Consider the following 23,403-nt stretch of genomic DNA (forward strand, 5'->3'; position numbering starts at 1 on the left):
GGCCTCGTCGTCAGGCGCCCGTGAGCAGCAGGAGGGCAGCACCGACGAGCACCACACCGAGGGCGAGGAGACCGCCTCGCCACGGAGCCCGGTGGCGCGCGGCGACGAGGAGGAGGCCCATCACGACGAGCTCTCGAGCGTTCACGAGCCACGCCGCGAGTTCGAGGTCGTGCACGGCGACGACGCCGATGGGCAGCGACAGCAGTACGCCGATCGCCTTGATCGGACTCGCCCAGCGCATCCGGCTCTCCGCCTGGAGGATGGCCGTGACCGTCCACGCGACCACGGACGGGGCGACCGCCAACGCGAGGACGGGGACGAGGGCGAGGGCCGGATCCCAGGCTTCGGCGAGGAACGGGGCGACGAGGAGCTGTGCGCCGACCGTCGTCAGGACCGCCGCCAGGACGGATACGGCGAGGGAGCGGCGGAGCGAGCGCTCGGCGAGCCCGACGAGCTCGGAACCGCGTCCGCTGCGCGCCGCCCCGACGAGGACCGGACGGATGACGTTGATCGTGGCCAGTGCCGCGGCGTCGCCCACGCTGCGCGACAGGGACATGGCGAAGGCGTACTGTCCCAGCCTGGCGTCGCCCGCCAACGCGCCGATCGAGACGCGGTCGGTCTGCCCCTGGCCCCAACCGAGGAGCGCGAACAGTGCGGTGTGCAGGTAGTCGCGGAACACGGTCGTGGTCGCTGTGCCCGGCCTGGCGTCGTCGGTCCCGGTGGGCGCAGCGCGTGCAGCGTGCCGACGGTTGAGGAGGGCGAACCCGGCCTCGGCGAGCGTGGCCTGGATCGCGCTCGCGAGCAGGGACTGCGTCATCACCAGGATCGGCACGCTGCAGAGGAGTGAAGCGGTCGACGACCAGGCCTGGGAGGACGCGATGCGCTTCCACCGTCCGGCCCGTTGCAGCCGGACCAGCGCGTCGAGACCGATCGCCGAACAGCTCGGCACGAGGACGAAGGGCGTCAGCGCGATCGCCTGCCATCGGTCGGGGCCGGTCTGGGTCAGGGACAGGGCGACGACGGTCGCGGCCAGGAGCCCACCGCCGACCCCGGCGGACCACCCGCGGAATCGTCGGACGAAGCGGTCCCCGCCCTCGGTTCCGGCGTGCACGACGGCGGTCTGCCGCGCGGCCGTGTCGCCGACGGTCTGCACGAGGGTGAGTGCCAGGACCATCCAGGCGTACATGCCGACGACGGACGGCGCGACGATCGCCGCCAGGACGAGCATGATCAGTGCGGAGGCCACCCGGGGGAGGAGCCGTTCGAGGATGGACCAGGCCAGGTGGATCATCGCCGGCTCACAGGTACAGCGTCCGGCTGCGGATGCTCTCCGCGACCCGGCCGGCTCGGGAGGCCAGACGTTCGACGGCCTGTCGTCGCCGGAGGCTCGACGGTGTGCTCAAGAGGAGCAGGAGGACACCGGAGCCGACGGCGACGGGCAGTGACCACCAGCGTGATCGTGGCATGCCCGCCGAGCGGTGGCTCGCGTACAGCCGCACGTTCGCGCGGCCATAGGCGAAGAACTGTTTCGCGACCGAGCGGAGCTCGCCACGGAGGGCGTAGTCGACGACCGCGTCCGGAACGGCCACCGTCTCCGCACCGAGCCGCGCCGCCCGCCAGAAGAAGTCGGTCTCATCGCCGCCACCGGCGAACGACTCGTCGAACCCGCCCACCAGCTCGTACACCCGCCGGGTGAATCCGCAATTGGCGCCGATGGGCCAGGGGATGTCCCACAGGGCGCGGTAGACGCCCGAGTCGTGTGCGACCAGTCGTCCGTCCGGGAGGCGTCGGTCGACCGCCCCGCCCACGCACTCGGCACCGGCGGTGAGGGCCCGGGCATGTGCTGCGAGCCACCCGGGCCGGACGACGTCGTCCGCGTCGCAGAGCAGCACCGCCCACCCGCGTGATGCCGCGACGCCGGTGTTCCTGGCGTGGTTGATGCCCGGCCGGCCACCGGCGTCGACGAGTCGGATGCGGGCGTCGCGGCGACGATAGTCCCGGACGAGCGCCGCCGTCGCGTCGGTCGAGCCGTTGTCCGCGACGACGACCTCGAACACCTCGTCACCCTCCTGGGCGAGGAGGGCGTCGAGCTGCGCGCCGAGCGTCTGCGCGCCGTTCCGGCAGGGGATGACGATGGACAACACGATGGGCTCCGATCGGGATGGATACTCGTATGCTAGTATTCTAATGTCTTATTCACAAGTTTGAGCGGGGAGCACAAATGTTGAGAAAGCCACTCGGGCTGATTGTCGGGTCCGCCGAGGTGGTCGTCCTACGACTGGCCTCCGGCGTTCCGAACAACGCCGTCCGTCTGGCGGCACTGCGGTCCTGGGGTGCGGTGATCGGTGCCGGATGCGCGATCCACCACGGACTCCAGGTTCGGGGTGCCCGTCGCCTCTCGCTCGGAGCCGACTGCTTCATCGCGGAGGACGTCACGCTCGATGCCCGTGGTGGTCTCGCCGTGGGCTCCCACGTGAGCATCAACAGCGGCGCGCAGATCTGGACCGCCCAGCACGACAGTGCCTCGCCGGTGTTCGCATACGAGTCGGCTCCGGTGCGCATCGGCGACCGAGCGTGGATCAACGCGCGGTCCATCGTCCTGCCCGGTGTGTCCATCGGTGAGGGCGCGGTCGTCGCCGCCGGTGCGGTCGTCACGAAGGACGTACCGGCCTGGACCATGGTGGGCGGGGTGCCGGCGAAGCCCATCGCCGATCGTCCTCGCGTCGACGCCTACCGCCTCGACGCCCGTCGGAACAAGGTCTGGTGGTGGTGACCACCCCGCGCGTCGGCCGCGCGGCGTGGTGATCCGCCGTGGTCAGAGGTACCACGTCCTCGATCGCAGGCTCTCCGTGAGCCGCCCGGCGCGGGAGGCGAGGCGCTCGACGCTGCGGCGCCGACGAGCGCTCCGTGGTCCTGAGGTGACCAGCCCTGCGACCGCCACGAGGATGACGATCGGGAGTTCCCAGCCGATCGACCTCGGCATGCCTCGCGCCCGATGCCGGAGGAACAGACGCACCGTGCCCCTGCCGTAGCCGAAGAACTGGCGTGCGACGCTCCCGAGGTCGTCGCGGAGGCGGTACTCCACGAGGGCGCCGGGTGCGGCTGTCGTCAGATGGCCCGCCTCGGCGGCCCGCCAGAAGAAGTCCGTCTCGTCGCCCCCTCCGCGCAGCGTCTCGTCGAATCCGCCGATGTGGTCGAACACGGACCGCCGGAATCCGCAATTCGCTCCCGGGGGCCAGGGATGGAAGTCGTGCACCGTACTGACTGCCTCGGACCGCCCGACGATCGTTCCGTCCGGCAGGGTTCGGGCGAGTGGTCCTCCGGTGCAGTCGGCTCCGGCCTCGAACGCCCGGGCGTGGGCGTCGAGCCACCCGGGTTGCACCACGTCGTCGGCGTCGCACAGGAGGACGACGGATCCGCGGGATGCGCGGACACCGATGTTCCGGGCGTGATTGATGCCCGGGTGAAGGCCTGCCTCGACGAGGTGGACGCGTGCGTCGCGATCCCGGTATCGCCGCACGAGTTCCGCGGTGTCGTCTGTCGAGCCGTTGTCGGCGACGATGACCTCGATGTCGGAGGCGTGCCGCTGTGCGAGCAGAGCGTCGAGTTGGTGGGCGAGGGTGTCTGCGCCGTTACGGCAGGGGATGACGATCGAGTACACGGGCCTCCGGGGGACTGGGCGGGGACCCAACTCTTCCATCTGGACCGGAAGAATACAAGATGAGATATATCCGTCTCAGACGGATGATGTGCCGAAGCGCCGATAGCCCTCGGGGACGGAGAAGCGATCGATGACGGTCGCCGATGGCCCGGCGACGAGCGAGCCGGCGGGCACGGATCGCGTGACGACGGCACCTGCTCCGATGACCGCCCCGCGGCCGATGGTGACGCCGCTCAAGATCGTCGCGCCGGCGGCGATCCACACGTCGTCCTCGATGACGACCGGTTCCGTCTTCGTGGCCTGGCCGGGTCGGACGGGGTGGAATCCGGTGTCGTAGATGCGGACGCCGTCCCCGATCGCCACGCGGTCGCCGATCCGGACGGAGTGCTCCGCGTGGATCACCGTCCCCTGGTTGATGAAGACGCGGTCACCGAGGATCAGCTCTCCGGCCGGCCCCGTGGACAGCGCCGACCGCGCGGTGACCGAGCGCATCTTGAGTCGACGTCCGGCGCGGAACGTTCCGATGATGCGAAGGGACGGGGCGCGACCTTCGAAGATCGCGAGCGTCGGCATCGTCCCGGCGAGCAGCCAGAGGAGGAGCGCTGCACGGAGGAGCCCCGCACCGTTGGTGGCGAGCTGCCAGGTGCTTGCGGCGAGGCGGCGGAACGGTGCGGGCACGAGGCTCCCCTTGGGTGATGGTGAAGAATGAACGGTTCATATATTAGATGGATCTGTAAGTGTCCGCAACAGCTGAAATGTCATATACTGAGTTCGCCGTCGGTGCGACGGTCCCGAACCCGAGAGATCCGCTATGACCACGACCGTCCTGCACGTGACCGACTGCTACGCCGGCGGTATCCCCGTCGCCATCGAGGCCTACGTCCGCAACTCCCCGCCGGAGGTCGAGCATCATCTCCTCTTCGCGGCGCCCGACGGCGCGCCCGCCGACGTCCCCGTGGCGGGTACCTTCCGCTCGGTTCGTCGGATGGCGGGAGGGCACCTGCCCGCGCTCGTCGCGATCCGTCGGGCGCGCCGGGCCCTCCGGCCGGACATCGTCCACGCGCACTCGAGCTTTGCGGGTGCGTACGCGCGACTCGCCCTGCGGAATTCCGCTCGGACGCGGATCGTGTACACCCCGCACTGCTACGCGTTCGAGCGGACGGACATCTCCACGCTCGGTCGCAGCGTCTATCGCGGCGTGGAGTGGCTGTTGTCCTTCAACGTCGAGACGATCGCCGCATGCTCGGAGGGCGAGGCGGCCCGGTCCGATCGCCGTGGCCCGTTCGGGCCCCGGGTCGTCCTCGTGCCGAACGTGCTCGAGCGCGCCGAGCGGAACGCGCACCGCCCCGAGGTCGAGGCGCACCGTCCGCTTCGCGTCACGAGTCTCGGACGCCTTGCACCGCAGAAGGATCCCGCGCGCTTCGCGTCCGCGGCGGCGTCGATCCGCGAACGCGGCCTGGCGGTCGAGCCGGTGTGGATGGGCGGAGGGCCGGACGACGAGGCCGACCGCCTCCGCCGCGCGGGTGTCCAGGTCACCGGCTGGATCCCGCACCCCGAGGTCTCCTCCCGACTCGCCCAGAGCGACGTCTATCTGCACACCGCTGCGTGGGAGGGCTTCCCGCTCGCCGTGCTCGAAGCCGTCCAAGCCGGCGTCCCGACCCTCGTACGACGGATCGACGCGTTCGGCGACCTCCCGGACGTCCTCACCATCGAGGGCGGGCTCGAGACGATGATCGTCAGCCGACACGCCGGACCCGAGGCGTTCGCCGCCTGGGCTGCCGCGAACACGGCCGGCTGGACGGAGCGGTTGCGCGATCACACCCCCGCCCACCAGCAGCTCGCCCTCGCCGACGCCTACCGCGTCCCGCAGGTCGCTTGATGCGCATCGCCGTCGTCCAGTGGGGTCGCACCGGGGCAGGGCCGCTCTTCGCCCAGGAGCTCGCACAGGCGCTCCAGGAGCATGGCGCCTCGATCGTCGTCTCCTACTCGCTCGACGCGGAGATCGCGGAACGGTTCACCGGACTCGGCGTGCCCGCATTCGGGGTCCGCACCTATCGCGACCGACGTGGCGCGCTCCTCGGTCTCCCGCGTCTCCTGGTCGCGGCGGTCGGGCTCGACCGCTTCCTCCGGCGGCATCGGGTCGACGTCGTGGTGATCGCGATGGAACATCTCTGGCAGGGCGTGGTCGCCCCGGTGTTCCGGCTCGGCCGACGGCGTACCTTGCTCTGCGTCCACGATGCGACGATGCACCCCGGCGACCACTCGGGGATCGAGCATCTGCTGCGTCGCGTGGAACGCCGCGTCGCGGACGGGGCCGTCGTGTTCTCGAACGCCGTCGCCGCACAACTGGCCTCGCTCGGCGCCTTCCCGACCGACCGGATCCACGAGACCGTCCACGCCGCGTACCGCGTCGACCCCGGCCGCGCCGCCCGAACGGTCGGGTCCTCCGAGGTCCCGGTCGTCGGGTTCTTCGGCCGACTCTCCGCCTACAAGGGTCTCGACCTCGGCATCCGGGCCATCGCGGAACTCCGGTCGCGCGGGATCCGGGTCCGGTTCCGCGTCGTGGGATCCGGGGCCGACGAATCGGTCGCCGCACTGCGGCATGAGGACGACGAGGTCCAGAACCGCTGGGTCGCGCAGGATGAGATCGAAGGCGTCGTCGGCGGGTTCGACCTGGCCCTCCTGCCCTACACCGAGGCGAGCCAGTCCGGCGTCCTCGCGTACACCATGGCGCTCGGCGTCCCCGCCGTCGTGACCCCGGTCGGTGGACTCGCCGAGCAGGCGACCGCCTCCGGTTCAGCGATCGTCGCGACAGACGTGACGCCGACCGCGCTCGCGGACGCGATGGCGTCGGTGCTCACCGACGAGGAGTTCGCGAGGGCGCTCTCCGAGGCCGGAACTGCGGCGGCATCGGGTTCGATGTCGTGGGCTCGGGTCGCGGCGGATGTCCGTCAGGCAGCCACGGTGGTCAGCCGCCGCTGAGCGCCGGTCCGTCGGCAGCCTGGCCGGACGGACGACCCGACGGAACGGCCCGCTCGCGCGTCACGCCCGAGCGGGCCGTTCGTGTGGTCACCCGAGACTCGGCGGCCTCGCCGAGCCTCCTGGCCTGAGGCTCAGGAGGAGGCACACGGCGACGACGAGCATCGGGGTGAGGTGGCGGAGGAACGAGCCGTAGTCGGGCTCGAAGATCGACTGCACGATGAGGAAGGCGAGCAGCGAGGCGAGCAGGCGGTTCTGGAACGGCGTCAGTGCCGGCGAGCCGGCGTCAGCACGACGGCGGGCGGATCGGATCGCGACGAGGAGGGACACCCAGATCACGATGAGCAGGACCGCGACGATGAGATAGATCGCGCCGCCCCGGAACAGTAGGGGGATCGGCACGATGAAGGAGCCGAAGGTCAGCACGCTGTTGACGAAGCCGAAGACCGGGCCCGTGCCTGGGACGAACTGGGTGATGAGGGTGTTCACGGACGCATTGCTCCGGTATTCGTTCACCGTGTGACGGAAGTGGTCGAGGTCGACACCGACGAACTGCGGGAAGACGACGGCGAGTACGGCGTAGAGCATGAGGATCACCACGAGGGTGGTCACCCAGCCGCGCCGCAGACGCAGCACGAGTCGAAGGGCGACGAAGACGCCGGCGACGAGGAACCAGTAGGTGCGGAAGGCCTCCGCATACAGCAGCATCGCGAGGATCGGCGCAAGCTCGCTCAGGATCCGGCTCCCACGGCAGAGGACGATGACGAGCACGACGCCCATCGTCAGGAGGTCCTTCGTGTAGGCACCGTGATAGATCGCGGCGAGGGCGACGCAGCTGACGATGATCCCCCAGTCCAGCCAGCCGGCTGACGACACCTGGGTCTTCCGAAGCGCCAGCGTGAGCGCGAGCAGGTAGCTCAGCACCCCGAGCATGGCGGCGAGCGCCGGCAGCTCGGCGAGTCCGAGCCATCGGTAGACCGCCGCGATGAGCTGGAACGACGCGTCCGCGTCGGCGAAGGTGCCCCGATTGACATTGATGATGGTGCCCTCGTCGTTCGAGAAGTGCGAGGGGAGCCCGGGGCGGTCGGCCGCCACCCAGGCGAGCGCGATGAGGGAGGCGACCACGAACACCCCGCCGCCGATGAGGCTGTGCTCGTCGGTCGGTCTGGGGGTCGCGTCGGGGGACCGGGGCTCCGCGCTGGCACGTGTCTCGATAGGCGTGCGCATGGGTCAGCCGGTGAAGGACCGCACGAAGGTGAGCGGGGGTTGGAGGTCACCGAACCACGTCTCCGCGTAGTTCGAGAGCTTCCGGTTGTTGTTGTCGATCGCGATGACCGGGCGTCCCATCTGGAGTGCGATGAGCATGGCGTGCAGGCGATCGGTCACGACCGTCTCGCCGCTGGCGATGGTCCGGACGGCCGCGGCGAATCGGCGTTCGGCCCGTCGCATCCACGCCTCCTGGCTGCTCTCCAGGAGCGGCTTCAGCATCGGGTACTTCGCCGCCCGCCACCCGAGCCACTCGTGGGCCCGCAGGTCCACGGGGTCCGCGCGCCAGTCGGTGCTCCTGGAGCCGACCGGTCTCCCTGCGGTCTCGTCGTCCGTCCGCGCGATCACGATCCTGCCCTGCGTCGGTTCCGGGGCGACGATGGCGCCCAGGAGGTGGACGGCGTCGGGGGAGAGCGTGAGGTCGTCGACGTGGTCGCGGACGAGGTCGAAGGAGGCCTGGTCGCGCACGGCCACCCGGAGTCGGCGGCGGGAGGCGAACCGTCGGACGAACGCCTCCTGGTCGGACGGTTCCGGGAAGACGACCGACTGGGGGGCTTGGATGAGGAGCGTTTCACGCGGGAGGTGCTCGGCGAGGTCGTACCGCGACTCGTTGAGGACGGGGTACAGGCCTCCGAGGTTGCCGCCGCCCTGGATGAGGACGGGGATGGCGGAGTCGCGCACGCGCCTCGGCATGGTGCCGACGCTCGAGGTGGTCCGCACGTCGATGCGGTGATCCCGCCAGAACTTCGCCTGCGCCAACGCGATGGCAGAGTCTCCGGCGTTCTTGTGGTCGGGGAACTGGGTGAAGTGCAGCTCGGTGACGCCTCGGTGCAGGTGGACGAACGCTGCCTCGGCGCGGCTGCGCATGGTCTCGAGATAGGACATGTTGCTCCATTCGGGTGGGGTTCGGGAGAGGGGAGGATCGAAGACTGGAACACCGCACTCCACATCTTGTATGCTAATATACTGCACGGATCGGTCCACGACAAGGTCGGCGGTCCCGCCGAGCGCCGCAGGCTGCTCGCCCCTCCCGTCAACCGACGCGAACCCGACCGCGCGTCAGGAAGCCCACCCGTCATGCCGTTCATCGCAGCCCGCCGATCCTGGGAGCGCCGGTTCTCCCGCGCCGTCCTCCTCCTCGACCTCCTCGCGGTGTGCGCCGCCCTCGGCGCGACACAACTGCTCTGGTGGGACACCTACTGGACGGGGGCGGTCGAGGTGGCCGGTCCGCTCGGCCACCTCGTGGTCGGGTACCCCGCGATCACCCTCGCGCTCGCGCTCGCCTGGTGGTTGCCACTGACGGACGCCCGGTCCAGACACCCGCGCGTCCTCGCGGGAGGATGGTCGCCGTACCGGCGGGTGATCCTCGTGACCACGACGGTCTTCGGCGGCTTCGCGATGAGCTCCTACCTGTTGAAGCTCGAGATCGGGCGCAGCTTCCTCCTGACCGCGCTGCCGCTCGGCGTCGTGCTGCTCGTGACGATCCGCTGGGCCGCGCGACGGCGCCTCCGTGCGCGACGGCGGAGCAGTGCGTTCGTCTACCGGACGCTGCTCGTCGGCGATCGCGACCACGCCGTGCACGTCGCCGAGCGAATGCGCCGTGGCGAGTGGGCAGGACATCGCGTGGTCGGCGTCGTGACGCCGGGCATCGTCGACGACGAACGCATCGCCGACGCGCCCGTCCTCGCCGGGCGTGCCTCGATCCTCGAGGCCGCCGTCGACGTCCAGGCCGACACGGTGATCGTCGCCGGTTCGGAGGAGCTCACACCTGCCGCGTTGCGTCGCCTCGGCTGGGAGCTCAGCGAGCGGGGCGTGCGGCTCATTATCGCCCCGACGCTCACCGGGGTCGCACCGATGCGACTGCACCTCCAGCCGGTGGACGGCATCCCGCTGCTTCACGTCGACTACCCCGAGATCACCGGCGCGAAGGCCGCGGCCAAGCGGACGTTCGACGTCGTCGGCTCGGCGGGTCTCCTCCTGCTGCTCTCGCCCGTCCTGCTCGCCGTCGCGATCGCGGTCATGACGACGAGCCGGGGCGGCGTGCTCTACCGCCAGGAGCGCATCGGCCTTCGCGGCCGCCCCTTCCAGATCCTCAAGTTCCGCTCGATGGCCTCCGGCGCCGACACCGGTGCCGCCTTGGCGGCACAGCAGCGTGCCGATGAGCTGCTCACCAAGCCGGAGCACAACCCGCTGGTGACCCCCGTCGGCCGCATCCTCCGGAAGTACTCGCTCGACGAACTGCCGCAGCTGTTGAACGTGCTCGGCGGTTCGATGAGCCTGGTCGGGCCGCGACCGCACCGCGACTGGGAGGTCGAGCGGTACGACCTGCTCGCCCGTCGGCGTCTCCTCGTCAAACCCGGCATGAGCGGCCTCTGGCAGGTCAGCGGGCGGTCCAGTCTGTCCTGGGACGACTCGGTCGATCTCGACCTGTACTACGTCGAGAACTGGTCGGCGGCCACCGACATCGGGATCCTGGCCAGGACGGTCCGCGCGGTCGTCGCCCCGGGGGCGGACGCGCGGTGACGGCCGGCGGTCACCGCTCGGGCAGCTTGTGGCGCCAACTGAGCCCGCCGGCACCGAGGACCGCGCAGACCACGAGGAGGAGCCAACCGCCGCTCGTGAGGAGGCTGCTCTCAGCGGCCCCGGACGCGAGCAGGGTCACGACGATGAGCGCAGCCCACACGTGCACGACACTCCGACGGTTGGTGGCCACGAACCAGGTCCGGACGAGCGCCAGACCGCCGAGGAGGAGGAAGAGGACGAGCCCGATCAGTCCGAGTTGCAGGGAGACGTCCAGGTAGGCGTTCAGCGCCGAGTCGTTCACCCGGCCGAGACTCGCGTCGATGAGTCGGTAGGGGACCGCGTCCGCCACCCAGCCGCCGGTCCAACCCCACCCGTTGAGTTCACTCGCGGCCGGTCGCCGCATCGTCTCCTGCCACAGGGCGTACCGCTGCTCGATCTCGAGCCCCAGTCCGAAGAGCCGGAACACCTCGGCACGGTTGAAGTAGCCGACGACCGCCACCAGTGCCAGCACCGCGAGCAGGACGAACTGCCACATCCGACGGAGTTCCGGTCGAAGCTGCCGGAAGACGTAGAGGACGGCGGTGGCGATCCCGAGGGTACCGGCGAGCAGCGCGATACTCGGCGAGCGCGTCCCGAGGATCAGGCCGGCCGCGAGCGCGATCGATCCGATCGTCACCCCGTGACGCACCGACCTGGTCCGCCACTCGACGACGAAGGTGACGAGCCCGATCAGTGCCGCGATCCCGAGCGCGCTCCGCGAACCGAACACGCCCTCGAGCGGTCCGCCGAGGGCGAGGTTGCCGCTGATCCCGAGGAACGGGAGCGGCGTGTCGATGAGGACCCCGCTCAGCACTTCGAGCGCGAGCGAGGCACCGAGTAGCGCTCGGAACGCGGTCCCCGTCGCACGCACGATCTGGATCGTGTCCCGGGTGAGGGCGATCACGATCGCGACGAACGCCCAGGCGAGTTGCTCGCCGATCGCCGGCCAGGTCGCGAGTGGCGTGGCGCTCCAGGCGATCGAGAGCGCGCTCCACGCGAGGAAGAGCAGGACCGAGATGGGCAGCAGCCCACGCCACTCGATGATGGGCAGCCGCGCCAGCAGGATCCCGGTGCCGATGGCCGCGAGACCGGCGAGCATGGCACTGAAGCCGGCGCCGCCGATGAGGCTCGTGACGAGGTGTTCGCCGAAGGCGGTCCCGATGGCGATGGTCGCGAAGGCGGCGGCGACCGGCGCGGAGGACAGGACGCGCGCCGCGGCGGAGAACGTGTCGAAGTCGGCCGGTCTCACGCCGCGCTCACCGGCTGAGGTGGTCGCGTCGGGGCGTGGATGCTCGCTCGGCCGGGCCACCGGTGTCGGTCACGGGCCAGGCCGGCTCCTGCTTGGTCTTGACGACGAGGAGGACGAGGAGGACCCACCCGGACTCGATGAGCAGTCGGCTCTCGGCGACGGACTGGACGACGAGCGAGACCGCGATGAGGACGGGTGCCAGCGAGAGTGCCGTGTACGGTCGGTGCGCGTCCAGGTCCACTCGCGGCCGGTCGACGGCGAGGAACCAGGTGCGGGTCAACATCGACAGGACGACCGCGGCGAACAGGACGAGGCCGACGACCCCGAGCTGGAACCACACGTCGAGCCACGCGTTGTGGGCCTGCAGCTGCCGGACGCCGCGCCGGATGACGAGATCGGTGAAGAGCGGCTCCCACGGTGCCCAGGGGCTCGAGAACCCCCAACCGACGACCGGCCGTTGTTCGATGAGGCGCCAGACCGTGGCCCAGATGTCGAGACGACCGGTGAGGTCGGGGCTCTTCCCGAGGAGGCCGAGCAGCTGCGTGCGGAAGGCGACCGCCACCACGGCCCCGACGACGGCGACACCGGCGATGGCGAGGTACACGGGCGTGCGGGCTGCTGGGCCACTCGCGCGCCGGATGGCGAGGGCCGACGCCAGGACGACAGTGGTGACCACCGCCGCCAGCAGGATCGTGGTCGAGAAGCTCAGCAGGAACATGGCCACCGAGAGCGCCAGTCGGAGGATCAGTGTCCATCGCCGCTCCGGGCCGGCGATGCCCGCCGCCGCGTGCTGCTCGCGACGCGCCGCCAGCCGGACGCCGAACACGATGATCCCGAGGAGGGCGACGACGGCGAGCAGGTTGGCGTTCCCGGAGATGCCCTGGATGCGCCCACCGGAGAAGAGGAGCTCACGCGACCAGTAGTCGAGCAGCGGCGGGTCGGCCGAGTCACCCGCGTAGAAGTTCGGGAGCAGCGGGTGACGGAGGACCGCAGCCACGAACAGCTCGAAGAGGAGGGACAGGGCGAGCAGCCAGGTCACGGCGCGCCCGAGGACCCGGAGGACCTCCGGCCAGGTGAAGCAGGTGGCGAGGGTCAGCCCGAGGATCGTGCAGAGGGCCGCGCCGAGGAGCGTCGCCGCGGTGCCGCTCGGATAGGCGGACCAGGCGAGGGACACGACCGCCAACGCCCCGTAGCCGACGAGCGACCAGGGGATCCTGGTGCGCTGCCACCTGGGACGGACGACGACCATGCAGGCGAGCGCCGCCCCACCGGCCAGGAGGGCGACCGCCGTGTAGCCCCAGATCGTGAACAGGTTCGTCCAGAACGTCCCGGCGAGCACCGCGAACGTCGCGAACACGGCCACGTGTCGGACGACGATCGCACGCGTGGTCAGCGTCGCCGGCGGGCGGGGCGGGGCGGGTTCGGTCGGCAGCATCGTGCCCCCAGGGTAGCGGCTGCCGCCAGGACCGACGCCCTGCCCCGGACGGTCGATCAGACGAACGCCGCGGTGCCGGTGATGGCCCGTCCCACGATGAGGGCGTTCATCTCGCGCGTGCCCTCGTAGCTGTAGAGCGCTTCGGCGTCCGCGAAGAACCGGGCGGCGTGGTAGTCGAGCACGATGCCGTTCCCGCCCATGATCTCGCGAGCCCAGGCGACGGTCTCGCGCATGCGGGCCGTGCAGAAGGCCTTCGCGAGGGCCGAGTGCTCGTCGCGTTGCGTGCCCTCGTCGAGCATCTGCGAGACGCGGACGCACATCGCCATCGACGCGGTGATGTTGCCGAGGCACTTCGAGAGGAGGTCCTGGATCAGCTGGTGGCCGGCGATGGGCTTGCCGAACTGCACCCGCTCCTTCGCGTAGGCGACCGCCGCTTCGTAGGCACCGACGGCGACGCCGACGCTCGACCAGGCCACGCCGGCCCGCGTGAGGCGGAGGACCTTCGCGGTGTCGCGGAAGGAGTTCGCGTGTTGGAGCCGGAGGCGTTCCGGCACCCGCACCTCGTCGAGGGTGATGTCGGCGTTCTGCACCATGCGCAGACTGATCTTCCCCTCGATCTTCGTCGCGGAGTATCCGGGGGAGTCGGTGGGGACGATGAACCCCTTCACCTGGCCGTCGGCCGTGTCCTTCGCCCAGATGATGGTGATGTCGCTGAAGGTCGCGTTGCCGATCCACCGCTTCGAGCCCGAGAGGATCCAGTCGTCGCCGTCACGGGTGGCCGTGGTCCGGAGCCCCTGCGCGCTGTCCGAGCCGGACTGGGGTTCCGTGAGCCCGAACGCGCCGAGCACCTCACCCGACGCGAGCTTGGGCAGCCACTCGTCCTGCTGCTCCTGCGAGCCGCATTCGCTGATCGATCCCATCGTGAGTCCGTCCTGCACCCCGACGAAGGTCGAGATGGACGCGTCGATCCTGGACAGTTCCATCGACGCGAGGCCGCGGAACACGGCGCTGTTCTCGAACGGGGTCGTCTGGGGCCAGGCCCATCGGGCGACGTCGAGCTCGAGCAGCGGGGCGATGAGGTGCTTCGGGAACTCCGCCCGCTCCCAGTACTCGTTCACGATCGGCTTCGCCTCGGTCTCGGCCCAGGCGCGGAGCCGGGCGATGGCCTCCTGCTCGGGGGCCGTCAGGAGGCTCTCGAAGCCGTAGAAGTCGCTGGCGAGGGGTTCGAAGATCATGGTCCGTTGCTCCATTGCGTCCGCTGGCGCCGGATCGGCGTCTCCGCAAGCCTAAGCAGGTGTGCTCGGCATCGACAGCGGCTTGGTAGTTTGGTCCATGGTGCCGGGCGACCGCGTCGCGCGGCTTGTAGGACGACGCCAAGCGGCCCCAGGGTCCGGCTGGCGCGTCACCTCGTCCGTCGAAAGGGCCCCACCATGTTCGTGCCGCTCCGTGCCACTCCTCGTGACTACGCGTGGGGGTCGCCGACCGCGATCGCGGAGCTGCTCGGGTCCGAGCCCTCAGGACGTCCGGAGGCGGAACTCTGGCTCGGTGCACACCCCGGGGCCCCGACGCCGATCGCGGATCCGTCGACGGTGGGAGGACACGCCGACCTCGAGCGCTGGCTCGCCGCGGATCCCACCGCGCTCGGCGGACGAGGCTCGCTGCCGTTCCTCCTCAAGGTCCTCGCGGCGGCCCATCCGCTCTCGTTGCAGGCCCACCCCGATCTCGGGAGGGCCGCCGCGGGGTTCGCCGCCGAGAACGCTCGAGGCGTGCCGATCGACGCCCCGCACCGCAACTACAAGGACGCCCTCCACAAGCCGGAGCTCATCGTCTCGCTCCTGGACGGCTTCGAGGCGCTCTGCGGGTTCCGCGAGCTGGCCGCGACCGACGCCCTGCTCGTCGAGCTGGTGGCCTCGGCGCCCGATCCGGCTGCTGCGGCGCGCATCAACCTGCTCCGGGGGATGGTGGCCGCCCCCGACGGGCTGCGGGACACCGTCCGGATCCTGCTCGAACAGCTCCCCGGCGGGCTGCTCGACGCCCTCGTCGTGTCCGCCGCGGCTCCCGGTTCTGGTGCGTTCGACGCGGAGCGTGCCCTGGTCGGACGACTCGCGGAGGAGTATCCCGGCGATCCCGGCATCGCGGTCGCGCTGCTGCTCAACCTCGTCACGCTGCGAGCGGGGGAGGCGCTCTACCTCCCCGCTGGCAACATCCACGCCTACCTCCGCGGCATCGGAGTCGAGCTCATGGCCGCGAGCGACAACGTCCTGCGAGGCGGGCTCACCCCCAAGCACGTGGACGTGCCCGAACTCCTCGAGGTCCTGGAGTTCGAGCCTCGGCCGGTGCCGTGGCTCACCCCGACGGACCTGGGCGGGGGGCTCAGCCTCTTCGTTCCGGACGTGCCGGATTTCGAGCTGCTGCGGGTGGACCTGAGCGATGGGCCGGCCGAGCAGGAGTCGTCGTTCCGACTCCCCGGGCCCGGGATCGCGATCGTCACCGACGGCTCGGTGACGATCGACGGAGCGACCTCGTCCATCGAGCTCGGTCGAGGTGGCTACGCCTTCATCACGCCCGACGAGGCGGAGCTGCGCTTCTCCGGGACGGGGACCCTCTTCCTGGCGACCACCCAGGGCTGACCGCCCGGCCGATTGGTCCGATCCACGCGGCTCAGGCGCTCTCCCGGACCCCGAACCTGCGCCGGTAGGCGGCGGGCGTGGTGCCGAGGACGCGGTCGAAGTGGTGACGGAGGACGGCCGCGGTGCCGAACCCGGTGTCCGCGGCGATCCGTTCGACACCGTGGTCGGTGCGTTCGAGCATCTCCTGGGCTCGGAACAGGCGTTGCCGGTTCAGCCAGGCGGCAGGCGTGCTGCCGAGCTCCGAGCGGAAGCGGCGAGCGAAGGTCCGCTCCGACATGTGTGCCTGCCGTGCGAGACGCCCGATGGGCAGGTCCTCGGCGAGGTGGTCGAGCATCCAGTCGACGACCGGTGCCAGGGACTCGCACTGCTGTGCCGCGACGGGGGAGAGGACGTACTGCGCCTGCCCGCCGTCGCGCTGCGGCGGGACGACCATCCGGCGGGCGATGACGTTCGCGCTCGCCGCGCCGTACTCCTGTCGTACGAGGTGCAGACACGCGTCGATGCCGGCAGCGGTTCCTGCGCCCGTGATGACCTTGCGGTCCTCGACGAACAGCACGTCGGGGTCGACGGTGGTGCCCGGGAACATCGTCTGCTGCTCGCTCGTGTACATCCAGTGGGTGGTGCTCCGGCGACCGTCGAGCAGTCCTGCGTGACCGAGGACGAACGATCCACTGCAGACGCTCAGCACCCAGGCACCGCGCGCCTCGGCCGCTCGCAAGACGTCGAGGTAGGCCTCGTCGACCGGTCCGCCGCGCGATCCACCACGACCGGTGATCACCACGAGGTCCGCCTCGGCCGCGAAGGACAGGTCGTCGTCGACGATCATGTCGAAGCCGCGCGCACCGTCGTCGCTCAGGTTCATCCGGACCGGACCGGGGTCCTTCGTGACGATGCGGAGGTCGAATGCAGGGCCGCCCTGGTCCGATCGGTCGATGCCGAAGACCTCGCAGACGACGCTGAACTCGAACGGCTGCAGCCCCGGGATGGCGAGCAGGGCGACCTTCGACAGCATGGGACCTCCGGGTGATCGATTTGGCAGAAATGTGCTGCTGTGCGCCCATCCTGCCACTGGTGGCAGTTTTTCGCCATTCATAGAGTTCCAGACATGTCCATCATCGCACTCGTCGTCGGCCTCATCATCGTCCTCGTCGCGGTCGTCGCCTCCGCAGCGACCCTCCGTGCCGTCCTGACCGACGGCTATCGCCGTGTCCCCACACGCCCCGCCGTCCGACGCACGCGCCTCCAGTAGTCTGGTCACTCCGTCTGCAGCACGGCAGATGGAGGACTCCCTGGAGGAAGCATCGTGACGTGGCTGGTGACGGGCGGGGCCGGGTACATCGGCGCCCATGTGGTTCGAGCGTTCCAGGCGGAGGGGATCGACGTGGTCGTCCTCGACGACCTCTCCAGCGGGCACGAGCGCTTCATCCCGGCGGACGTGCCGTTCGTCCGCGGCACCCTGCTCGACGGCTCGGTGCTGGAGCGGGCGTTCTCGGAGTTCGAGCTCAGCGGTGTGGTCCACGTCGCCGGATACAAATACGCGGGCGTCTCCGTGCAGCGCCCGCTGCACACCTACGCCCAGAACGTCACGGCGACCGCGATGCTGCTCGGAGCCATGGAGGAGCACGGCGTGGAGCGCATCGTCTTCTCCTCGAGCGCTGCGGTGTACGGGACCACGGACGTCGACCTCGTCACTGAGGACACGCCCAAGGCCCCGGAGTCGCCCTACGGGGAGTCGAAGCTCATCGGCGAGTGGCTGCTCAGTGACCAGGGCGTCGCGACCGGGCTGCGTCACACCTCGCTGCGCTACTTCAACGTCGTCGGTTCCGGGACGGACGAGGTCTACGACACCAGTCCGCACAACCTGTTCCCCCTCGTGTTCGACGCGCTCCTCGCCGGTCGTACGCCGCGGATCAACGGGGACGACTACCCGACCCCCGACGGCACCTGCGTCCGCGACTACCTGCACGTGGCCGACCTCGCCGCCGCTCATGTCGCCGCGGCGAAGCGCCTCGACGCCGGCGAGCCCCTCGAGCCGGCCTACAACCTCGGCAGCGGGGACGGGTCGAGCGTCGGGGAGATCATGACCGCCATGGCCGAGGTCACGGGCATCGACTTCACGCCCGAGATCATGCCGCGTCGCGCCGGCGATCCCGCACGGATCGTCGCGTCGGGAGCGCTCGCCGCTCGCGATCTGGACTGGCGGATGCGTCACGACCTCCGGCAGATGGTGGAGAGCGCGTGGCGGGCGCGCCGCGCCGCCTCCTGACCTCGATCGGGGGCGCGATCGTTCCCGTCACCCAGTTCAGGTGACACGCGGCGCGTCGCGAACCCTCACCTCGTGATTGAGGCTTTACGATGTGCGACTTGACTCGACCATAACTACAAGGGTGTAATTATGTATCGCGCCGCGTGGCGCAGGGTACGAGCAGTTGGGGAGACGGTATGGCAATTCCTGAGTATCGTGCCGGGGTACCCGACGACTGGTTCGTCGATCCGGTCAATCTGGGAGTGCCCGGCGTCCGTCAGCCGGCTGCCGACGGCGAGGACGACACCCAGCTCTCCTGGCAGACGGACGCACTCTGCGCCCAGACCGACCCGGAGGCCTTCTTCCCGGAGAAGGGCGGCTCCACGCGCGACGCCAAGCGGATCTGCACGAGCTGCGACGTCAAGTCACAGTGCCTCGAGTACGCGCTGGCCAACGACGAGCGCTTCGGCATCTGGGGCGGCCTCTCCGAGCGCGAGCGTCGCAAGCTCCGCAAGCGCGCCGTCTGACCGGTCGACCGACCCACTTCACCCGCCCGTCCGCCACGCGCAGCACGCCCGATCCGGGGCGCGCCCGTCCGGTTCCCGGCCTTCCGCGCTCGCCCGCTTAGTCTGATTCCGATGTCTCCCCGAGTAACGGCGATCCTCGTGGTGCGTGACGGCTCAGCGTCGCTCGCACGCACGCTCGACGCCCTCAGTGCCCAGACCCGTCCGGCGGACGGGATCATCGCCGTCGCCACCCGCAGTAGCGAAGCGACGATCGCCGAACTCAGCCGGGTCCCCGGGATGAAGCTCGTGACCTCGTCCGAGGACCTCAGCTTCGCGCAGGCCGTCGCGGCCGGCGTCCGGGTCACCGACCAGCCCGAGGACGCCGAGCAGATGCTCTGGCTGCTCTCCGAGGACAGCGCGCCGGAACCCACCGCGCTCGCCGCACTGCTCGGCGCCCTCGAGGTCTCACCGTCGGTCGGCGTCGCCGGTCCGAAGATCCTCGACTGGGACGACGCCTCCTTCCTCCGTCGCTACGGCGAGACCATCACCTCGCTCGGTGCCGCGGTCCCGGTGGTCGAGGACGAGCTCGACCAGGCCCAGCACGACACGATGAACGACGTCATGGCCGTCGGCCCTGCCGGCATGCTCGTGCGCCATCAGCTGTGGGACCAGTTGGGCGGCTTCGACCAGGCGCTCGTCGCCGACGACGCGCTCGACTTCTGCATCAGGACCCGTCTCGCCGGATTCCTCGTCGCGGTCGTGCCGACGGCACGCGTCGCTTCGGCGGGGGAGGGCATCGCCGGACCCTCCTGGTCGAACCGACTGGGTGCTCGCCGTCGCCGACACCGCCAGGCCCGCGCAGCCCAGCTGCACCGCCGACTCGTCTACGCGCCGGGGATCATGGTCCCCGTGCACTGGCTCAGCCTGGTGCCGCTCGCCATCCTGCGGGTCATCGGCCACTTCGTGAAGAAGCAGCCCGAGCTCGTGCTCGGCGAGCTGTCCGCGGCCTTCGCGGTCGCCTTCTCGGGGACCAAGGTCCAGAACGCGCGTCGCCAGCTCGCGAAGAACCGGACCCTCGGGTGGTCCAGCATCGCCGGCCTGCGCATGCGACTCGACGAAGTGCGGCGGAAACGCGCCCTCGCGAGGGAGGCGACGCAGATCGGGTTCATCGGTGAGGAGCGCGACCTCCGCTTCTTCTCCGGCGGAGGCGCCTGGGTCGTCCTCGCCGCCGCCGTCCTCGGTGCCGCGATCCTCGCCCCGCTCCTCGGCGCCTCGTTCATCACCGGTGGGGGGCTCCTGCCCCTGTCGTCGACGGTGGGCGAGCTCTGGCAGCACATCGGGTTCGGCTGGCGTGACGTCGGACTCGGGTTCGTCGGCGCCGCCGACCCGTTCAACGCCGTCCTGGCGGTCCTCGGGTCCATCACGTTCTGGGAGCCGTCGTTCTCCCTCGTCCTGCTCTTCCTGCTCGCCCTCCCGCTCTCGGCGCTCGGCGCCTGGTTCGCGGCGACGCGTCTCACCGAGCGCGCAGGCCCCCGTGCCGTCGCCGCATTGCTGTGGACCCTCGCGCCGACGCTGCTGACCGCGCTGGCGGACGGACGTCCGGCGGCGGTCATCGTCCACGTGCTGCTGCCCTGGCTCTTCTACGCCGGCGTGGTGGCCGCGCGTTCCTGGGCCGCTGCGGGTACGAGCGCCTTCCTCTTCGCCGCGATCGTCGCGAGCGCCCCGTCCCTGGCTCCGGCCCTCCTCGTCATCTGGGTCGTCGCGATGGTCTTCGCGGGCCGGGGCATCGCGCGGGTCGCGCTCGTCCCGCTCCCCGCCGCCGCGCTCTTCGCCCCCCTCGTCTGGCAGCAGGGTGTCCACCGCGGCAACTGGCTCGGGCTCCTCTCCGACCCGGGCGTGGTGACGCCGGCGACGGCAGCCTCCGGATGGCAGTTGTCCCTCGGGTTCCCCGGCGGCAGCCTGGGCGGCTGGAGTCAGGTCGCCGCATCGCTCGGCCTGCCCGGCATGACCCCGGTCATCGTGATCCCGGCGCTCTTCGCGCCGCTCGCGATCGTCGCCCTCCTCGCCCTGTTCCTGCCCGGCTCCCGGCGCGCGGTCCCGCTCCTCATCGCGGCCTTCCTCGGGCTCGTCTCGGCCGTGTTCGCGACGCACCTGTTCCTCACCTCCACGGCCGGGACCGCCGTCCCGGTCTGGGCCGGTGCCGCGATCAGCCTCTACTGGCTCGGCATCGTCGGCGCGGCCACGCTCGGACTCGACCGGATCCCGCGTTTCCGCGCGGTTCCGGGGCTCGTGATGGTGCTCGCAGCCGTGGTGGTGGCGGTCCCGCTCGCCCTCGCTCAGCCGCTCGGCACGTCCGTCGTCCGTGAGAGTTCGGGTCGCCAGCTGCCGGCGTACGTCACGGCGGCGACACAGACCGATCCGCGTCTCGGCACCCTCGTGATCACCCCGGGCGACGACGGGACCATCACCGCGGTCGTCATCCGCGGCCAGGGGGAGACGCTCGACGGGCGATCCACGATCGTCCAGAGCTCGCCCGGCGTGTCCACCGACGACCGGATCGTCGCAGAGCTGGCCGGCAACCTCGCGTCGCAGAGCGGGCTCGACCCGACGGAGACGCTCGTCGAACACGGCATCGCCTTCGTCCTCCTCGCTCCGACCGTCGAGGGCGCCGAGCAGACGGTGTCCGGACAGACCGCCGGACGGGCGGCGAGTGCGCTCGACGCCAATGCCGCGTTGGTCGCGGTCGGCGAGACCACGAGCGGGACGTTGTGGCGGACGGTCGCCGACGTCGGTTCCGGCCCCGAGGTACCGGAGACGAACGTGCTCGGCATGCTCATCGGTGTCGGGTTGGGTGTGGTCTTCCTCATCACCCTGCTCCTCAGCATCCCGAACGGCGCGTCCCGCGACGGGTATCGCGCGGGTTCGCGGAAGCCGGCGAAGCTCAAGGGTCGCTCGGCTCGGAAGGCTGCGGCCGCCGGTTCCGCCGTCGCCGTCCTCGACGACGGCGCAGCCGGATCGTACGACGACGAGGAACCGACCGGCGACCTCGACGACGAGTCCTCCACGGACGCAGCGGCGAGCTCAGGACAGGCTTCCTCCGGTGTGGCGAAGCCACGCTGGTGGCGTCGCGGAGCCGCACCCGTCACGGCACCCGCTCCGACGCCGACCTCCGAGATCGACGCGGACCCCGACGTCCCGGTCGACGACGCCCCGGATGCGGTGACGAGCGCTGATGAGCCCGCTGCGGCACCGACGACTGATGCGCCCAGGAGCCACGCGGAGCCCGTCGACGGCGAGCCCGTCGAAGACGAGCCGGTCGAGGCCTCGGAGACCACCGACGGGCGAGACGACCCCGCGACGGAGCCGAATGGCCCGAGCGACGCGTCCCCCACCGCAGACACCACCCGCCGGGACGTCCCGGGAACGGAGCAGCCGCATGCCCAGTAAGCGCGGAGTCGCCATCACCTCAGGGCGCATCGTGACCGGGCTGGTCGGGATCGGGATCGCCGCGGTCACGATCGCCGCCGCCGGACAGCTGACGCTGCCGACCGTCGAGATCGCGCCTCGCGACATCCGGGTCACCCCCGTCGCCGGCGACCAGTCCCTCGTCTGCCCCGGACCGCTGCTCGCCCTCGCGCAGGACGCCACCGCGGCGACCGCCGCCGGATCCTTCGGGCCGGCGAGCGTCGACTTCGGCGCGAAGGGGGTCACCCCGACCACCCGTGACCTCGGCGCCCCCGACAACACGAGCGGGGCGGCGGACGGCGGACCGGCCGTCATCACCGTGCCCGGTGCGACCGACGGGAGCGCCACCCCCGTCAGCGGAGCGCAGTCCCAGATCGCGGCCGAGGCGGACGTGGCCGGCCTCGCCGCAGCCACGTGCACACCGGCGTCGGCGGAGAGCTGGCTCGTCGGCGGTTCGAGCGACATCGGCCGCACCACCCTCATCCTCCTCGGCAATCCCTCCGCCGTCGACGCGAACGTCACCCTCGAGGTCTTCGGGGCCGCCGGACGCATCGACGCCCCAGGGGCCGCCGGGATCGTCGTGGCCTCGGGCACACAGCGGGTCGTCGCGCTCACCGGGCTCGCACCGAACGAACCGACGCCGGTCGTCCGCGTGACCAGCGAGGGTGGACAGGTCGCCGCAGCGCTGCAGCAGAGCACCGTCCGGGTCCTGACACCCGGTGGTGTCGAGGTCCAGGGACCGACCGCTGCGCCGGCCACCGACCTCGTCGTCCCGGGCCTCGTCGTCTCAGCTCCGGCAGCGCCCGGCGCGAGTTCCGACACCGCATCGGTGGACGACCGGGCCACGGCCCTCAGGCTCTTCGCTCCGGGCGCCGAAGCGGCTGACGTCGTGATCACGGCCACGCGCGAGAACAGCAAGGACGAGCCGATCGTGGTCGACGCGACCATCCAACCGGGTGTGCCGGGCGAGATCGCCTTGGCCGGGTTGCCCGCGGGCGAGTTCTCACTCGAGATCACCTCGACCGAGCCCGTCGTCGCGGCGGCCCGCTCCAACTCGCGGAGCGGCGCCCTCGAGGACTTCGCCTGGTTCGGGGCGACGCCCGTCCTCGACGACGAAGCGGCCTTCACCGTTCCCACCGGCCCGGGTCAGAAACTGCACGTCTTCAACCCGACCGGGTCGGAGGCGGCCGTCACCCTGACGGACGCCGACGGAACCGAGACCTCGGCCAAGGTCGCCGCCGGCGCCGGTGCGACGATCGGGGTCGCCGCGGGCCAGAGCTACGTGCTTGCAGGCGCCGACGGTCTCCACGCCTCGATCAGCCTCGCGGCGCCCGGCCGGTTGACCTCGTCACCCGTCGTGCCGCCGAACCCGCTAGCGGCCCCGATCAGCGTCTACCCGCGCTGA

At 70.8% G+C, this 23,403-nt stretch carries 20 protein-coding genes; 10 read left to right on the forward strand and 10 right to left on the reverse strand.

The window, feature by feature from the left end; translation table 11 throughout:
• Positions 1-10: 10 nt before the first annotated feature.
• Together ASE44_RS15320 and ASE44_RS15325 are read right to left on the reverse strand one after the other, a co-directional pair.
• Positions 11-1,291, reverse strand: coding sequence for a lipopolysaccharide biosynthesis protein (locus tag ASE44_RS15320; RefSeq protein ID WP_056781674.1), 1,281 nt, complete (start codon positions 1,289-1,291; stop codon positions 11-13).
• A 7-nt stretch (positions 1,292-1,298) separates the two neighbouring features.
• Positions 1,299-2,144, reverse strand: coding sequence for a glycosyltransferase family 2 protein (locus ASE44_RS15325; RefSeq protein WP_056781676.1), 846 nt, complete (start codon positions 2,142-2,144; stop codon positions 1,299-1,301).
• Positions 2,145-2,221: 77 nt separating this feature from the next.
• On the opposite strand from ASE44_RS15325, the gene ASE44_RS19080 reads away from it, so the two are divergent.
• Positions 2,222-2,773 (forward strand): DapH/DapD/GlmU-related protein, encoded by a 552-nt coding sequence (locus ASE44_RS19080; RefSeq protein ID WP_082456136.1) that lies wholly within the window; start codon positions 2,222-2,224, stop codon positions 2,771-2,773.
• 42 nt (positions 2,774-2,815) lie between these two features.
• On the opposite strand, the gene ASE44_RS15335 is transcribed toward ASE44_RS19080, so the two are convergent.
• Positions 2,816-3,661 (reverse strand): glycosyltransferase family 2 protein, encoded by an 846-nt coding sequence (locus ASE44_RS15335; protein ID WP_056781680.1) that lies wholly within the window; start codon positions 3,659-3,661, stop codon positions 2,816-2,818.
• Positions 3,662-3,736: 75 nt separating this feature from the next.
• Entirely contained in the window at positions 3,737-4,339 is a 603-nt protein-coding gene (locus ASE44_RS19085; RefSeq protein WP_056012733.1) for an acyltransferase, read from the reverse strand.
• 133 nt (positions 4,340-4,472) lie between these two features.
• On the opposite strand from ASE44_RS19085, the gene ASE44_RS15345 reads away from it, so the two are divergent.
• Positions 4,473-5,540, forward strand: a complete 1,068-nt coding sequence (locus ASE44_RS15345; RefSeq protein WP_056781681.1) for a glycosyltransferase — start codon at positions 4,473-4,475, stop codon at positions 5,538-5,540.
• The gene (locus ASE44_RS15350) at positions 5,540-6,643 is read left to right on the forward strand and encodes a glycosyltransferase family 4 protein (RefSeq protein ID WP_056781683.1); all 1,104 of its coding nucleotides are present in this window, start codon (positions 5,540-5,542) and stop codon (positions 6,641-6,643) included. The genes ASE44_RS15345 and ASE44_RS15350 overlap by 1 nt, the downstream gene beginning before the upstream one ends.
• Before the next feature lie 87 nt (positions 6,644-6,730).
• Here ASE44_RS15350 and ASE44_RS15355 read toward each other — a convergent pair whose 3' ends face one another.
• On the reverse strand, positions 6,731-7,867 hold the full coding sequence (locus ASE44_RS15355) for a hypothetical protein (protein WP_056781685.1): 1,137 nt from the start codon (positions 7,865-7,867) through the stop codon (positions 6,731-6,733).
• Positions 7,868-7,870: 3 nt separating this feature from the next.
• The gene (locus ASE44_RS15360) at positions 7,871-8,791 is read right to left on the reverse strand and encodes a polysaccharide pyruvyl transferase family protein (protein WP_056781687.1); all 921 of its coding nucleotides are present in this window, start codon (positions 8,789-8,791) and stop codon (positions 7,871-7,873) included.
• Positions 8,792-8,983: 192 nt separating this feature from the next.
• On the opposite strand from ASE44_RS15360, the gene ASE44_RS15365 reads away from it, so the two are divergent.
• Positions 8,984-10,429 (forward strand): sugar transferase, encoded by a 1,446-nt coding sequence (locus tag ASE44_RS15365; RefSeq protein ID WP_056781688.1) that lies wholly within the window; start codon positions 8,984-8,986, stop codon positions 10,427-10,429.
• Positions 10,430-10,439: 10 nt separating this feature from the next.
• Here ASE44_RS15365 and ASE44_RS15370 read toward each other — a convergent pair whose 3' ends face one another.
• Genes ASE44_RS15370 through ASE44_RS15380 form a run of 3 tightly spaced genes read right to left on the reverse strand, consistent with a single transcriptional unit; the run spans position 10,440 to position 14,387 of the window.
• A complete protein-coding gene (locus tag ASE44_RS15370; protein ID WP_157580020.1) occupies positions 10,440-11,717 on the reverse strand; it encodes an O-antigen ligase family protein in 1,278 nt (425 codons plus the stop codon).
• 7 nt (positions 11,718-11,724) lie between these two features.
• Positions 11,725-13,152, reverse strand: a complete 1,428-nt coding sequence (locus ASE44_RS15375) for an O-antigen ligase (RefSeq protein ID WP_056781690.1) — start codon at positions 13,150-13,152, stop codon at positions 11,725-11,727.
• A gap of 56 nt (positions 13,153-13,208) precedes the next feature.
• Positions 13,209-14,387, reverse strand: a complete 1,179-nt coding sequence (locus ASE44_RS15380) for an acyl-CoA dehydrogenase family protein (RefSeq protein WP_056781692.1) — start codon at positions 14,385-14,387, stop codon at positions 13,209-13,211.
• Positions 14,388-14,582: 195 nt separating this feature from the next.
• Between ASE44_RS15380 and manA the strand changes: the two genes are divergently transcribed.
• Entirely contained in the window at positions 14,583-15,782 is a 1,200-nt protein-coding gene (gene manA / locus ASE44_RS15385; protein ID WP_056781693.1) for a mannose-6-phosphate isomerase, class I, read from the forward strand.
• A 31-nt stretch (positions 15,783-15,813) separates the two neighbouring features.
• On the opposite strand, the gene ASE44_RS15390 is transcribed toward manA, so the two are convergent.
• Positions 15,814-16,794, reverse strand: coding sequence for a GlxA family transcriptional regulator (locus ASE44_RS15390; RefSeq protein ID WP_056012708.1), 981 nt, complete (start codon positions 16,792-16,794; stop codon positions 15,814-15,816).
• Between the two features lie 93 nt (positions 16,795-16,887).
• Here ASE44_RS15390 and ASE44_RS18610 point away from each other — a divergent pair, with 93 nt between their 5' ends.
• From ASE44_RS18610 to ASE44_RS15410, 5 genes are all read left to right on the forward strand, one after another.
• On the forward strand, positions 16,888-17,031 hold the full coding sequence (locus tag ASE44_RS18610; protein WP_157580021.1) for a hypothetical protein: 144 nt from the start codon (positions 16,888-16,890) through the stop codon (positions 17,029-17,031).
• A 54-nt stretch (positions 17,032-17,085) separates the two neighbouring features.
• Positions 17,086-18,048 carry a UDP-glucose 4-epimerase GalE gene (galE, locus tag ASE44_RS15395; protein ID WP_056781695.1) on the forward strand — a complete coding sequence of 321 codons (963 nt, stop codon included), beginning with the start codon at positions 17,086-17,088 and terminating at the stop codon, positions 18,046-18,048.
• A gap of 176 nt (positions 18,049-18,224) precedes the next feature.
• A complete protein-coding gene (locus tag ASE44_RS15400) occupies positions 18,225-18,554 on the forward strand; it encodes a WhiB family transcriptional regulator (protein WP_082456139.1) in 330 nt (109 codons plus the stop codon).
• 111 nt (positions 18,555-18,665) lie between these two features.
• Positions 18,666-21,980, forward strand: coding sequence for a glycosyltransferase (locus ASE44_RS15405; protein WP_082456140.1), 3,315 nt, complete (start codon positions 18,666-18,668; stop codon positions 21,978-21,980).
• Positions 21,970-23,403, forward strand: coding sequence for a DUF5719 family protein (locus ASE44_RS15410; protein ID WP_056781699.1), 1,434 nt, complete (start codon positions 21,970-21,972; stop codon positions 23,401-23,403). The genes ASE44_RS15405 and ASE44_RS15410 overlap by 11 nt, the downstream gene beginning before the upstream one ends.

The organism is Plantibacter sp. Leaf1, assembly GCF_001421315.1.
Lineage (GTDB): Bacteria > Actinomycetota > Actinomycetes > Actinomycetales > Microbacteriaceae > Plantibacter.

Coding starts and splice junctions, on each gene's coding strand:
- ASE44_RS15320 (WP_056781674.1), bottom strand. CDS start 1,291: ATGATCCACCTGGCCTGGTCCATCCTCGAACGGCTCCTCCCCCGGGTG.
- ASE44_RS18610 (WP_157580021.1), top strand. CDS start 16,888: ATGTCCATCATCGCACTCGTCGTCGGCCTCATCATCGTCCTCGTCGCG.
- ASE44_RS15345 (WP_056781681.1), top strand. CDS start 4,473: ATGACCACGACCGTCCTGCACGTGACCGACTGCTACGCCGGCGGTATC.
- ASE44_RS15390 (WP_056012708.1), bottom strand. CDS start 16,794: ATGCTGTCGAAGGTCGCCCTGCTCGCCATCCCGGGGCTGCAGCCGTTC.
- ASE44_RS15360 (WP_056781687.1), bottom strand. CDS start 8,791: ATGTCCTATCTCGAGACCATGCGCAGCCGCGCCGAGGCAGCGTTCGTC.
- ASE44_RS15365 (WP_056781688.1), top strand. CDS start 8,984: ATGCCGTTCATCGCAGCCCGCCGATCCTGGGAGCGCCGGTTCTCCCGC.
- ASE44_RS15350 (WP_056781683.1), top strand. CDS start 5,540: ATGCGCATCGCCGTCGTCCAGTGGGGTCGCACCGGGGCAGGGCCGCTC.
- manA (WP_056781693.1), top strand. CDS start 14,583: ATGTTCGTGCCGCTCCGTGCCACTCCTCGTGACTACGCGTGGGGGTCG.
- ASE44_RS19080 (WP_082456136.1), top strand. CDS start 2,222: ATGTTGAGAAAGCCACTCGGGCTGATTGTCGGGTCCGCCGAGGTGGTC.
- ASE44_RS15405 (WP_082456140.1), top strand. CDS start 18,666: ATGTCTCCCCGAGTAACGGCGATCCTCGTGGTGCGTGACGGCTCAGCG.
- ASE44_RS15400 (WP_082456139.1), top strand. CDS start 18,225: ATGGCAATTCCTGAGTATCGTGCCGGGGTACCCGACGACTGGTTCGTC.
- ASE44_RS15355 (WP_056781685.1), bottom strand. CDS start 7,867: ATGCGCACGCCTATCGAGACACGTGCCAGCGCGGAGCCCCGGTCCCCC.
- ASE44_RS15410 (WP_056781699.1), top strand. CDS start 21,970: ATGCCCAGTAAGCGCGGAGTCGCCATCACCTCAGGGCGCATCGTGACC.
- ASE44_RS15380 (WP_056781692.1), bottom strand. CDS start 14,387: ATGATCTTCGAACCCCTCGCCAGCGACTTCTACGGCTTCGAGAGCCTC.
- ASE44_RS15375 (WP_056781690.1), bottom strand. CDS start 13,152: ATGCTGCCGACCGAACCCGCCCCGCCCCGCCCGCCGGCGACGCTGACC.